At 38.7% G+C, this 13,513-nt stretch carries 9 protein-coding genes; 1 reads left to right on the forward strand and 8 read right to left on the reverse strand.

The genetic code is table 11. The annotated features are described in order from the left end of the window. Positions 1-75: 75 nt before the first annotated feature. From J1N10_RS09070 to J1N10_RS09090, 5 genes are all read right to left on the reverse strand, one after another. Positions 76-1,248 (reverse strand): TolC family protein, encoded by a 1,173-nt coding sequence (locus J1N10_RS09070; protein ID WP_262326378.1) that lies wholly within the window; start codon positions 1,246-1,248, stop codon positions 76-78. Beyond that, complete coding sequence (locus tag J1N10_RS09075) at positions 1,248-4,331, reverse strand: efflux RND transporter permease subunit (RefSeq protein WP_262326379.1); 3,084 nt, start codon at positions 4,329-4,331, stop codon at positions 1,248-1,250. The genes J1N10_RS09070 and J1N10_RS09075 overlap by 1 nt, the downstream gene beginning before the upstream one ends. 111 nt (positions 4,332-4,442) lie before the next feature. Then, positions 4,443-5,963: an efflux RND transporter periplasmic adaptor subunit gene (locus J1N10_RS09080; protein ID WP_262326380.1), complete on the reverse strand. Its 1,521-nt coding sequence runs from the start codon at positions 5,961-5,963 to the stop codon at positions 4,443-4,445. Between the two features lie 68 nt (positions 5,964-6,031). Next, positions 6,032-6,298: a hypothetical protein gene (locus J1N10_RS09085; RefSeq protein ID WP_262326381.1), complete on the reverse strand. Its 267-nt coding sequence runs from the start codon at positions 6,296-6,298 to the stop codon at positions 6,032-6,034. A gap of 75 nt (positions 6,299-6,373) precedes the next feature. Then, positions 6,374-6,757, reverse strand: a complete 384-nt coding sequence (locus tag J1N10_RS09090; RefSeq protein ID WP_262326382.1) for a hypothetical protein — start codon at positions 6,755-6,757, stop codon at positions 6,374-6,376. Between the two features lie 360 nt (positions 6,758-7,117). On the opposite strand from J1N10_RS09090, the gene J1N10_RS09095 reads away from it, so the two are divergent. Continuing rightward, positions 7,118-7,633: a tetratricopeptide repeat protein gene (locus J1N10_RS09095; protein ID WP_262326383.1), complete on the forward strand. Its 516-nt coding sequence runs from the start codon at positions 7,118-7,120 to the stop codon at positions 7,631-7,633. A gap of 147 nt (positions 7,634-7,780) precedes the next feature. On the opposite strand, the gene J1N10_RS09100 is transcribed toward J1N10_RS09095, so the two are convergent. From J1N10_RS09100 to J1N10_RS09110, 3 genes are all read right to left on the reverse strand, one after another. Beyond that, positions 7,781-8,863, reverse strand: a complete 1,083-nt coding sequence (locus J1N10_RS09100) for a nuclear transport factor 2 family protein (protein ID WP_262326384.1) — start codon at positions 8,861-8,863, stop codon at positions 7,781-7,783. A 272-nt stretch (positions 8,864-9,135) separates the two neighbouring features. Continuing rightward, positions 9,136-9,951: a glycerophosphodiester phosphodiesterase gene (locus J1N10_RS09105; protein WP_262326385.1), complete on the reverse strand. Its 816-nt coding sequence runs from the start codon at positions 9,949-9,951 to the stop codon at positions 9,136-9,138. 6 nt (positions 9,952-9,957) lie between these two features. Beyond that, a complete protein-coding gene (locus J1N10_RS09110; RefSeq protein WP_262326386.1) occupies positions 9,958-13,512 on the reverse strand; it encodes a toll/interleukin-1 receptor domain-containing protein in 3,555 nt (1,184 codons plus the stop codon). Position 13,513 lies beyond the last annotated feature (1 nt).

Below are 13,513 nucleotides of genomic sequence, written 5' to 3' on the forward strand. Positions count from 1 at the left end.
TATTTCCCGCCAAATGCGATAGCTATCGCACTTAGCTTAAAACTTTATCTTTGGACACCCTCCTCCATATTAATATTACTCCATCATTTTAAGCTGGCTTAAACACTTAAAATAATCATGTTCATAACTCAGGTATTGACTCTGGCTATCCCATATCAAATCTGCATCAACCAGGTATTCTGAAAACGAAATCTGCCCGGATTTCAGTAACTCCAGATTGCTCTCTGAAAGCTGTTGCTCATCCATGATGACTTTCATCTCTTCATAACTGTTTTTCAATGTCACAACTTCAGAATACAGAGTAGAAGCCTTCGTTTTATATTCACTTTCCTGTTGGTTTAAATTCACCATCGACCATTCAGTTTGCAACTTAGCATACTTCACGGCGTTTTTATTTTGCCATAAAGGAATGGATAATCCGGCATGAATACCCTGCAACTTTTGATTCAAAATAGTTTCTGATTTATATCCCAGTTCAAAGCTGGGCCAGCTTTCCATTCTGGAATTCTTAATATTGGTTTCTGCTTCGTGTAATTTCAGTTGTGCCATTACTAAGTCAGGGTTTGTGTCTGCCAGATTTAAAAGCAAGGAGTCCAGTTGAGGCAATGCCCAGTCGACAGGATATTTATACTCTTGGTTATCTATGCCTAAGCCGCCATTTTGCTGTTTCAACTGCTCAGTATAAATACTGAGCTCAGACATGGTTTGTTGCCATTGGTTTTTAACCCTAATGGCATAAATCCGGGCCTTATCGTAAGCAGGTTTCGACACTTCACCACCGTCAAGCCCTTCCTTCATTAGAGTAACAAGAGTTGCAGCTTCAGAATTTCGTTTTTCGAGAAACTCCACTCTTTTTTGAAGCCAAACCAAATTAAAATAAAGTGTTCTGGCAGCATGCATGATATCCCGTTTCTCTTTTTCGGCCAGGGCTTGCTTTTGCTGAAAACCTAATTTCTGCAAATCGGCCTTTGAAGTATAATAACCCGGCAGTTGAAAGGATTGAATAATTTCAAATTCCTTTTGATCACCAATATTATCAGGATTACCAAATAAATAGTTATAACTAACTGTTGGATTGTTAGGATACACACCTGTTTTTGAATACACTTCTTCTGCTTCCAGCCACTTTTGAAGGGTCTGCAACCTGGGATTGTTTTGCTCGATGCTCTGCATTAAATCGTCAAAAGACTGGCTGAACAGAGCTGATGAAACAGTTAAAAGCAAAAAGATATAAACTAATTTCTTCATTATTTCGCCTCCTTTTTCTTAATTAAATAATACACCGCAGGAACAATAAACACGTTGAGCAATGTGGAGCTGAATAAGCCACCAAGGATGACAACTGCCATTGGGCTTTGTATTTCATTTCCGGGCTGATCTCCGGCAAACGCCAGCGGTATTAAGGCCAGTGCCGCAGTTAATGCCGTCATAAGTATAGGATTTAAGCGATCCATCGAACCATGTATAATGGCTTTATAAAGCGGTTCTCCTTCGTCCTGCAAGGCATTATAACGCGAAACCAATAATATTCCGTTACGCGTAGCTATGCCAAATAAGGTAATAAAACCAATAATAGCCGGAATACTTAACATGCCTGAGGTTAACCAGATGCTAACAACTCCGCCAATCAATGCCAGAGGAAGATTAAGCAGAATAATACCTGATACAGTGAGGTTTCTGAACTCCATATACAGTAGAAGAAAGATAATGAGAATGGCCAAAAGCGAAGTATAGAAAAGCAGGCTCGATGCCTTTTCTTCACTTTCAAACTGTCCGCCATATTCGATGTAATAGTTTTCAGGCAGATTAATGTTCTCTTTTATATTATCCTGTACATCGGTAACAACACTTCTTAAATCGCGCCCCGAAACATTGGCAGAAACAACCACTTTACGCTGCACGTTTTCCCTGCTAATGGTATTGGGGCCTGAAGCAGAAATGATGTCGGCGACTTCCTTTAAAGCCACTTTATGACCATCGTGCGTATCAATCAAAGTATTTTTAACAGCTTCGATGGAGTGGCGATACCTGTCGTTGTATCGTAAAATCAGGTCAAAGCTCATATTGCCCTCATATACTTCCGACACTTTTTCCCCTGCAAAAGCCACATCAATAAACTCCGCAAATTCGTTAATCGGGATGCCATATTGCTTAAGCATTTCACGTTTGGGTTTGATTTGCAATTGTGGAATTTCCACCTGCTGCTCTACGTTCACATCCACCAAACCATCTATTCCGGAGATATTCGATTTTATTTGTGTTGCCAATGAGAACATTTTATGCAAATCGGTGCCAAACACTTTGATGGCAATGTTAGCTCTTGTTCCGGAAAGCATGTGGTCAATGCGGTGCGACAGTGGCTGGCCAACCGTAATGTTGATGCCTCGTATCGTTCCCAGCCGACTTCGCAATTCTTCCAGAAAATCGTCTTTAGAGCGACCGTTCAAGTCAAAAGGTACATCAACCTCTGATGAGAAAACACCTTGTGCATGTTCGTCCAGTTCGGCACGCCCGGTGCGTCGCACAATGGTATTGATTTCCTTCATTTCAAGCATTTCCTTTTCAAGCAGCAGGTTCATTTTATTGCTCTCTTCCAGTGAAATACCCGGAAGACTAACTGTACTCAATGTGAGCATTCCTTCATTAAATTCAGGCAGGAAACTTCTGCCCAGATTAAAGAATACAAACATGGAGACAATGAATAATACACCTGCTGACCCGATCATCGATTTCTTGAAATGCAATGAGCGCTCCAGTGCCAGTCCGTATTTCTTATTCAGCCATCGCACCCATCTGCTACCCGTCTCGTGAGCCTGTAATTGCTTATCATTGGTCAGTAAAAAGCTACACATAACTGGAGTAAGCGTAATGGCCACCACTAAGGATGCAAACAAAGACACAATGAATGAAATGCCCAATGGCTGTAACATGCGCCCTTCCATGCCTGAAAGAAAAAATAAAGGAACGAATGCCACAATAATGATCAATGTGGCATTTAAAATAGATGCCCGTATCTCCTTTGAAGCATTATAGATCACCTTCAATTTCAATTCCTGCTTTTCTTTTGGCAGCCGTGCATTTTCTTTTAAGCGTTTGAGCACATTATCCACATCAATGATGGCATCATCCACCAATGAACCAATGGCAATGGCCATTCCTCCCAATGACATGGTATTAATGGTTAACCCCATCCACCTGAGTGTAATGACTGCCACCAGCAACGAAAGAGGGATAGCAACAAGCGAAATAACAGTGGTTCTGAAATTCAACAGAAATAAGAAGAGAATGATCATGACAAATAATCCGCCTTCGAGCAGTGCTCTGGTAACATTATCAACTGCTCTGATAATGAAATCAGACTGCCTGAAAACATCTGTTCTTATTTTCACATGCGATGGCAATGTTTCCTGCAAACCGGCTATGGCTTCATCAATCTTTTCGGTTAGCACCAAAGTATTGGTATTGGGTTGTTTTAAAACCGTCATCACAACAGCCGGCTGGCTGTTTAAATAACCGGCGCCAATTTTAGGAGCCGCACCTGTTTTGACTACGGCCACATCATTAACGGAAACAGGATGTCCGTTCACAACCTTGATGACCGAGTTTCCAATATCACTTAGATTACTGGTTCTGATAACACCACGTATCACATACTCATTTCCAAAGTCGTTCAAAAAACTACCTGTGGCATTTTGGTTCAGGTGATCACAAGCTTCAAACAGCTCCATAAAGCTAACGCCATAATAGTCCATCTTCTCAGGATCAGCTTCAACAATATACTGTTTGAAATCACCTCCCATAACAACCACCTGTGACACACCGCCAATTGACAATAAGCGGTTGCGCACCTGCCAGTCGGCTATGGTTCTTAAATCCATTGGCGGTAAAGAATCAGAAGAAACAGTTATCACCATTATCTCACCAATAATAGATGACTGGGGTGCCAGTGTTGGATTACCTGCATTTTCAGGTAAACGTTCGGCAACAGTTGCTAATTTTTCACTAACAATCTGCCGGGCTTTAAAAATATCGGTATCCCATTCAAAATCCACCCATACAATAGATATGCCTGTCGCCGATGATGAACGGACCCGTCGCACGTTGGTGGCTCCGTTTACGGCTGTTTCTATTGGAAATGTGACCAGCCTTTCCACTTCCTCGGTGGCCATACCATGTGCCTCTGTCAGCACCACTACCGATGGAGCGGTCAGGTCGGGAAACACATCAACTTCCATCTGGGTGGCCACATAACTTCCTCCCAGCAAAAGGATGAAAGCCATAAACAGCACGAGAAGCCTGTTCTTTAAAGAAAAGTCAATTATCTTATTCATATGTATATTCTTTCTTTTCTATTGCCATCTGAAACACCCGCTGAATTTTAGTCATTCTCAAAGCAATTGAGTATGCTAAAATCCATGTTCGTTTCAACATAGCTTCCTGATTTAATGCGTATGACCATGTAGCGGTAAATCACCCGCCATGGCCGCCAGCTTTATCTGGTAGGCACCCTGAGTAACAATCCTTTCACCAACGGATAAACCTGAGCTAACTTCAGTAAGAATACCATCATTATTAGCTATTTCAACCTGACGTTTTACAAAGGATTCTCCTCCGGTTTGAACAAAAACGTAATACATTCCCTGCTCTTCAATGATGGCTGATAAAGGAATAACCAAAGCATTCTCTTTCTTACCTGTTTTTAGAAAAGCTTCCACATACATGCCGGGCATTAATTGCCCATTATTAAAAGCCGTAAAATTGACTGGTATTCTGGTGATGCCCTCTGTGATAAAAGCATTGCTGGAAGCAACTTCCCCATCAAGCTGCTTCAGCGTTATTGATTCTTTTTTGTCACCATAAGTAAAGTTGGCATCAAATATCCCATTTACTTTTTCAAAGTCCGATTGATTAACAAAGGCTTCAATAAGTAGTTTGTTTCTGTTACTCACCTTCAACACTACAGAACCATTATTAACGAATTGTCCGTTTGTAACATGAACCCCATCTACAAACCCATCAATTGGCGATGTGATTTTTAAGCCATCCTGCGAAACCTGACTGGCCAACTGATAATATTTTATGGAATCCTGTTTATATTGAGATTCTATTTGCAGGTAGTCCTTTTGAGAAACCACTTGTTTAGCTACCAGCGGCTTAGCACGATCATAGTCAGCCTTACTCTTCTCATAAGCAATTTTGCTTTCGCTCATTTTGATGTCGATATTGTTTTCAATACCCGATGCGGTAACAACTGCCAGCAGTTCACCTTTCTTTACCGATTGTCCGGCTATGGCAAAAAGGTTAACCTGACCATTAGCCTGAGCATTGACTGCGACGGATGATTGTGGTTGCCCGCCAACCTTTGCTGAAGTGTGAATAACAGAATAGAAGGCTTGCAAAATGACCTCCTGAGTTGCGAAATCTGTTTTCCAGGCTTGCTCCTTCAGAAAACTGATTTCGTCACCCTCTGCTTCTTCCTCAATAGCATGAGCGGCTTCATCTGCACTGGCATACACCTGCACTTGCGGTATTTCAAAGGTCACCTTTCCGGTGGAGCTAACTAACTCAAAAAGCATTTTGTAAGTACCGGCTTCTTTGGGTTGTAGTGATGGACGGAAAATACCTGGCGACGCAGGTGCATCTACACTGTGACGAATGCCTTTATCGCCTTTAACGATACTTACCGTCAGCTTACCGTCAGAAACAGGTTTATAAGTACTTAAGTCGGTAAAATGAGCCGCAAACGAACTGGTTTGTCCAACTGATAAGGCAGGGAACTCAACAAATAGCTCAAAATTATTTGCAAACAGGGTATAGCTTAAGGCTCCTGCTTCATGCGCATGGTCATCATGAGCTGCATGGCCTCCAATAACATCATGTGAGTGACCGTGTGAGTTTTGATTGTTGAGGCAGGATGTCAATAATCCTAATGCTGCAACAATACTTATATATATTTTATTCATTTTTTTAATGTTTGTTTGATTATTCCGTCCCGTATCCCGCTTGTTATCGGGACGGGACGGAATATTGATTAATGTTGATGATCATGATCATGGTCGTGGTCGTGGTCGTGATCATGGTCATGGTCGTGGTGTTCTTCTTCAGAGGTTTTTGTTGTGTCTTTCGATACAACAAACTCTTCCTGCTCTGTGTGGTCGTGATGGTCGTGGTCATGATCGTGTGTTTCAGTACCATGCTCATGTCCGTGGTCAGAGGTCTTTTCAGACTTTAAACCACAAGAAACAGCCATAAATGACATATAAACAGAGAACACCAATAAATACATGAATCGCTTCATAATTGATTGATTTTTATTCCGCATGATTGCGGAAGATTAATAAAAAATAAAAATGAGATAGTATTAACCTAGAGTTTAGGCCATACAAGGTGGTGCCCGTAAGCCAATGGCTCCGGGTTGAAATAATGATTTTATCAGAAATGGTATATCTGAATACCTTCTTTCCTTTTTATTAAGAAGTTGATCGTTTATAGATTCTGTAGTATTTAGAAGGAGAACAACAAAAGAGCTTACTTTTAAGGTTGTTCCTGAATCTATTATCAATCTTGCAAAACTGTAATCTTCAGATGTTAATGAATGGTCATGTGGCGGAAACGAATGACTGTGTGCATTACCCGTATCTTTATCTTCATGATGGTGATGATGCCCATAATCACCATCATGGGCATGAGCTTCAGCTTGTGTTTGAAAATTTGAAAAGCTATCCAAAGCACTATCATGATGATGATGTGGTATCATTTGATGGCTTAATATTGCCAGGAATGATACTAATAATGATATGGAATAGATTTTTAATTTCACACCTACAAAAGTAGTTAATTAATAGTTATTTCAAATCCCTACTTTTAGGTATTATTAGTCTTGTTATTTTAGTATCCATTCATTGAATATTGTCTCATAAAACGCAATCTTAATCCATACTGAATAGGATTCTATCAATATTCAGGTGCCTGAACAACGATTTGCCATTGCAAAAAAACAATGTAGTTTACTGCATCACAACACAATAAAACAATTAAAGAAAATGATTGCTCTCAAACCCTTGTTTTATTGCTCAAATTGTATTGTTTTGTGGCATAAAATAAAAAACGTTTAATCATGATTGGAAAATTCATACGACTAATAATTGCCATCCTTATAACTATTTCATCAGTTTTTCTTTTTATCAATGGCTTTGTTGGCTGGGGTGTGCTAGCTGTGTTTATTGCTTTACTGTTTGTTTTGTTTCAGTTTAGAAATGAAAAGAACCTGCTGGCCTTTTACTTTATCCGAAGAAACAAGTTTGCTTCAGCAGAAAGTATGCTTTTAAAAGTGAAACACCCGGAGAATATGATACAAAGCCAGGAAGCCTATTATTACTACATTCTGGGATTAACGCAAGCGCAAACCCATCAACCGGCATTGGCTGAGAAAAGTTTTAAAAAAGCACTATCAACCGGACTTCGTCTGAAAAGCGATCAGGCCATGGCTAAGCTGAATCTGGCAGGTTTCTATCTCTCGAAGAGGAATAAAAAACTGGCTAAAATTCATTTGATGGATGCCAAAAAACTGGATAAGCAAAAAATGTTGACAGCCCAGATTAAAGAGGTTGAAAACATGATGAAGCGCATTTAAAGATTAACAGAAAGCCTGTTAACCTGGAAGAATTTTTCCAGCAGAACCAAAGCTCTATCAATTAAGTATTAAAGCAATAGGCACTATATAAAATAGCCTGGAAGTATACTTCCAGGCTATTTTTATACTTTTTATGTTACCTCAACTTTATTGTGGCAACTGACAATCGTGCTTTGGATCGACTGCACAAAGGTAGTATTCGCGAAAACCATAAACGGCTTCACGAAGCTGGTCAATACCAAGCATAATATCACCCTCAGAGTAATAATCACGTGAGTATACAACCTTTTTAGTTCCTTTTTTAAACTTCACAATAGACATGCCCGGCGCTTCTATCACAGCCCCGTTCACCATACCTGTCATGGTCCATGTGGCCATATAAATATCATCTACAAGGGTTTCGTCTTCTACAACAGTATATAAATCTTCTGAGCCGTCAAACAAGCGAGCCAGGAATTCAGCCATCGTAGTGGGCGTGTAGATATCAACAATAGGATCGTGGTATTCATAATTATCAGCCAGATAAGGAATAACGGTTGGCCAATTATTGGCATCAAGCTGAACCAGCAGACGAGCGACGCTAAGCTGTTTATTAAACAGCGTTTTTCCTTTCAAACCTTGTGGAACATTTGTTGGAGAAGGTGGCGGAAGTGAACAAGGATAGCCTGGAACAACAGAGCACTTATACTGCTCTCTGAAGAACCACATTAATTGGTCCAGGCCAGGCACATTTGGATCTGGACTGCTTAAAGTAGCCATAATATCGCCCTCAGAATAATAATCACGCTGGTAATACACTTTTAAAGAATAAGGCTTAAACTTGAAAATTGAAATCCCTTTGGCTTCATAATAAATCCCGTTAAAAGTACCTTTCATCAACCATGTAGCTGAATAAACATCATCAATAATCGTTTCTTCCTCAACAATTGTCTCCAAATCGGGTGATGAGTTTTCGATGAGCTGATAAAGGAAACCGGTCATGTGTTCTTTTCCAAAAATATCAACGATTGGATCATGATATTCGATATCGTCTGCGTAATAAGGAAGAATTTCATCTATTCCCCCTCCTGTCACTTCGAGTAAAGCACGACCAACCTTCATACGCTCCTGATTTAGCTTATCACTCAAGGCTTTAGAACCGCCAATAGAATCGAGATATTCACAGGATTGGATACACAAAATAGCGCCAATGCCAATAAGCATAGCAAATGCTTTAATAGTTTTTCTCATGTTCTTAAATTTTTAGGCTAATAATAAAATTCTGAAACACGAATTGCTTAAAGACTGTAGGTTAATGAATTATCAAATTTACTTTGAATTTTATTAAAAGTAAACAAGTCCCATTAAAATATATTAAGCCATTTCAGATGCAAATTTGAAATCGCCTAACGATAGATGTTCACCAATGGTGCTTCAAAAAGAGGCTTATTGATGAACATCTTTCATTACTTTTATCCACAAGTAGTATTAGCCTATGTATGAAACTTAGCAGTCGATATCACTTACTGTTCAAGCAAAGTGGGATTATCCGTTATAACCCCATCTACGCCTTTTTTCTTACTTTGCTTCACCGCTCCTGCACTATTAACCGTCCATACATGAACTTTCTTATTAAGTTGATGCACTTTTTCAACAAAGCGCTTGCTTGTAAGCCAATAAAAGGAATTAAATGCTTCAACATGAGGGTAGGCATCCAGGGCTTTACGCTTTATCCCTAAACCGAAAATATTACCGTAAAAAAGTTTGTGCAGACGCAAATCAGGATTCAAATCATGTACTTTCAGAAGAATATCATCATTAAAAGACTGGACTACACACCAGGCTTCTGCTTTTTTGTCTGCAATTAGTTTTACTATTTCATCTTCGATACCCGGATAAACCTCACTCCCTTGTTTAATTTCAATTAACAACTGAGTTTGACCATTTATCAGCTCCATCACTTCGGTAAGAGTTGGGATAATTTGGTCTGATTCTTTCCCATTAGCATCGAGCAATTGTTTCGAACGAATCTCCTTAAATGTCATCTCACCAACTACGCCCTCTCCATTACTGGTGCGATCAATTGATTCATCGTGCAACACAATAATGACATTATCTTTTGTTCGTTGCACATCAATCTCAATTAGATCGACCTGAAGCTCTATGGCTTTATTAATGGCGGCCAACGAATTTTCAGGTGCTAAAGCTCCAGCGCCCCGATGGCCAACTACTGCTATTTCTCTATCTATCATTTCTGAATTAATGAAAAAGTTATTAACTGTAAAACTCACCAAAATAAGAGCAACAACAGCTACCAACACTATTTTAAGGATTTTCATACTGCATTAGATTTTAACCTTTAACAAATCATTAAAAGCATATTGAATACTTTTAAAAGCCCAATCTTTTCCATTCTTTACATTTTCGGAGCATGTCAGAACTTTGATAAAGAAAGAACGTACATCCTGGTCATTGAGCCCCCAAACGAAGAAATTTCCAAAACGACTAGTGAGTAATGAACCTAAAGTCTCCTCTGTAACAGTAATCACCTTTGTTTTGCTCAAGATGGCAGCAGCTAAAGGATTACCTTGGAATTTGTGTAAAATTAATTTATCCGCTTCGTATCGCAAAGTCTGATTAGGAAAAAATGACCGAATGGTATTCAGAATACTAATCATGTACTCATCTAACTTTTTATCCTTGTATTCTTCTGTCTCTTTAGGCAAATTAAATTCATCAAGAAGCCTTTCGGTATTGACCTTTGAAAGGATATAATCATAAAGTGCCAGGGCACTGTATATTTTACCCAGGTTAGTTGCTGTAAGTGATATATTTTCAATAATATAAAAAAGCAAATCCCTATCTTTTTCTTTTGAACTCACCAATTCGTCAATCAGTTCTTTTAACATTGGCATATGGTCAATACCATATTTATCGCCACCAGCTTTTTTACAAGCTGCAATAATATACCAGTTAATTACAAATTGCTTATAATAACCATAACTGGTCTTTACATTATCGATGTAGGGCGTTTTAAATCGCCCATAAGTAGTCTTTGACCATTGGAGTGCTGTTTTTTCTAATAATTTAAAAGCCACCTCTTCTATGTCATCACGCCACTCATTAACCAGCGACTTGTCAATAATGTGAAACAACACATAACAATAAGACATCTGAATATACGGCACATAGTCACTATCTGCTTGATTTAAACTGAGTGCCTTTTCAATAATCTCCCGCACAGGTTGCCAATCATGCATACCACGAATAATGAGTAAGCGCTCAATCATCATAAAACTTAGTACATCGCCTGTTTTGATGCCTTCAACAATGAGTTTTGATTTGCTTTGATCCAAAGGAATGTTAGAATCAAACAACTCCGTTATCTCACTAAATGCTCTTTTTGACCACTCGCCATTACTTGATTTAGCAGGAAGGTTTTTCCAGAAGTTTTCGTACTCTTTAAGGTTATTTGTATAATCCGACTGTATATTAAAATATTTTAGCATGGCTAATTTAATACCCATCTTCAACAAGGTATTTCTTAAGAAACCCGGTATTAAACTGATATACTTTGAAGCTTTTTCATGATCAGGATGGTAGACTTTACAACCTGAATCGAATACTTTCTCAAATATTTTATTCCAATATAAGAGTACATTATCATTTATAGCTGCCTTGCATTGTTGAATATTTTCTTTCTCATTCACCAACTTATCAATCGATACAACAAATGACAACAAGCCCAGTTGCATCATAAAATTCATATTAATGGTATTCCCCTTTAGAATACCAACATACAGCTCATTCAGTATTTGATCGGCCAGGTGGCTATTTTGCAAGATGATATTGTAAATAAACACCCCGGCTTTATTTAAAACTTCATGGTTATTACTGTTGTTAAACAAGTTAATAAAGTAGTTTGTAGGTGATTTTTGCGTATTAGCAATGACCTTAAACTCATCGGCTGTTTTATATTGATGGTAAAAAATACTAATCGTCTTCAGTGCCGAATCCAATATTTCAGAGTCACTTGAATACAGCATCATTTTCACCATCTCACGAGCTGTTGATTCATAACCTATGGCACTTAGCTTAGACAACAACAGTGCTCCCAATACCTGTATCCGGTGCCTGGAGTTTAATACCGTGGTCTTCAAACACTCGTCATCCTTTGTTACCAGATAGTTATTAACCAATGCATTACACAAATATGAATAACTTACAATATCGTATTCGAGCTTTTGCTCTAAGATAATCTCTTCGTAAACTTTTGCCGGGATAATACCACGTTCGTATTGGTTTTCATATTCATTAAAAAAGGAAATCTCAAATAAGGCTTCCTGCACTTTTTCATATGTAAAACGAATGCTTCCATTGGAATACTTTAGATACCCGTCTTTAAACAAAATACTACTCACTTCTGACAGTTTGCCATCAGCCCCAATAAAAGCTTCTTTTAGAGAAATCAGCTCCTTATCGTTAGAGCCCAAAATCTTGGCAATATTCAGGTTATCGATATGCTTCTTTCGAAAGACTTGTGTTAATCGAAGCAACAACTCATAAGCACTAAAATTACTTTCAAATAAGTTTTTGCTTAATAAGTTTTTAACTATCACCACAAAGTCATATTGCTCAATATGATTTGGTAATTCTTTGTTTTCATAACTCTGAACAACGAGTTTAAACAACAGAGGTGATGACAGGCTATCTCGTATTTTAGCAAATTCAAGCGAAATAAATTGTTCCCGACTCGTTTGGATACCATATTGCACGCAGTACTTATCAAAAACAGCAATTAACTCATTGTTACTAAAACGTTCGAGCGAGAAAATAGGCACATTGGCCATGTCCATATATAGCTCCGTAGCAATTCTGTTTTTCAGATGCTCGAAAGGAGTATTACGACACGACACAACCAGCGTAAATTGAGAATATTTTTCATCCAGCAACAGATTCACTACATCCTTAAGCAACTGCACATAAGGATAAGCAGCGAAACGCTCTTCTTCAACAGGATAAGAACTGGCCTCATTGATGGCATCAAAGAAAAAATAATGCCTGACACCACTTTCTTTAGCTTCCTGATTGATCTTCTCAAGAATATGTTCGAGGCTCAATCTTCTGCTATCAGTATATACTGCATGTAACACTCTATTAAACCCTTCATCTAGCAACTGACTATTGAAAGCAAGGCACGATGTTTCATCTTTATCAGAAAGCTGCTGAATTAAGTTACACATCTCATTGGTCTTCCCCATACCAGCTTCCCCAAGAACAAACATAAGCGGCTTAGTCTTGTTCTCTTTAAAAAAGGCCTGGAACGACTCGCGTTCAACATATGACTCCGGGTTGTACTTATGAGCATTACTGGCCAGAAACCGTTTATTATTCTTAGAAGTAACCTCTCCTAACCAATTCAAGGTTTCTTCATTTGATTGCTTCAAAAAAACATCCACCTCCTTAGCCAAAGCCGGAGTATTACTTGTGTCGATATCAGATGCTAACTGAGTTTTTACAAATGACGTCAATTCGCGGAGTACCAGGCTAAGCTTTAAATTGATAGCATCTAACCAATGAACCGATGAAATAAGGTATTGCCACTCAGAATCCAGTGGAATATCCTCAAAACGAAGGTTAATGATTATTTTATTGTGACTACAAGCCCGCTCAATCTCCCGTCGACAAGGTGCAGAACTATATGAATTCTCGGTGAATACCAACAGAACAATACTGGTATTCTCAATTCCTCTTACAATTTCAGCCCCATAAGGATTTCCAGGTATTAAATCTCTGGGTGCTATCCATGCTTTAATATCTTTCTTTTCCAGTTCATCGCAAATTGTCATTGCGAGTTTACTATCCTTGGAAGAGTGCGAAATAAATATATCATGTTTCATA

It is taken from the genome of Carboxylicivirga litoralis, from assembly GCF_025499605.1.
GTDB classification, from domain to species: Bacteria; Bacteroidota; Bacteroidia; order Bacteroidales; family Marinilabiliaceae; genus Carboxylicivirga; species Carboxylicivirga litoralis.

Excerpts from the sequence above, each read along its gene's own strand:
- J1N10_RS09110 (WP_262326386.1), bottom strand. The coding sequence starts at position 13,512 with ATGAAACATGATATATTTATTTCGCACTCTTCCAAGGATAGTAAACTC.
- J1N10_RS09090 (WP_262326382.1), bottom strand. The coding sequence starts at position 6,757 with ATGATACCACATCATCATCATGATAGTGCTTTGGATAGCTTTTCAAAT.
- J1N10_RS09100 (WP_262326384.1), bottom strand. The coding sequence starts at position 8,863 with ATGAGAAAAACTATTAAAGCATTTGCTATGCTTATTGGCATTGGCGCT.
- J1N10_RS09075 (WP_262326379.1), bottom strand. The coding sequence starts at position 4,331 with ATGAATAAGATAATTGACTTTTCTTTAAAGAACAGGCTTCTCGTGCTG.
- J1N10_RS09105 (WP_262326385.1), bottom strand. The coding sequence starts at position 9,951 with ATGAAAATCCTTAAAATAGTGTTGGTAGCTGTTGTTGCTCTTATTTTG.
- J1N10_RS09085 (WP_262326381.1), bottom strand. The coding sequence starts at position 6,298 with ATGAAGCGATTCATGTATTTATTGGTGTTCTCTGTTTATATGTCATTT.
- J1N10_RS09070 (WP_262326378.1), bottom strand. The coding sequence starts at position 1,248 with ATGAAGAAATTAGTTTATATCTTTTTGCTTTTAACTGTTTCATCAGCT.
- J1N10_RS09080 (WP_262326380.1), bottom strand. The coding sequence starts at position 5,963 with ATGAATAAAATATATATAAGTATTGTTGCAGCATTAGGATTATTGACA.
- J1N10_RS09095 (WP_262326383.1), top strand. The coding sequence starts at position 7,118 with ATGATTGGAAAATTCATACGACTAATAATTGCCATCCTTATAACTATT.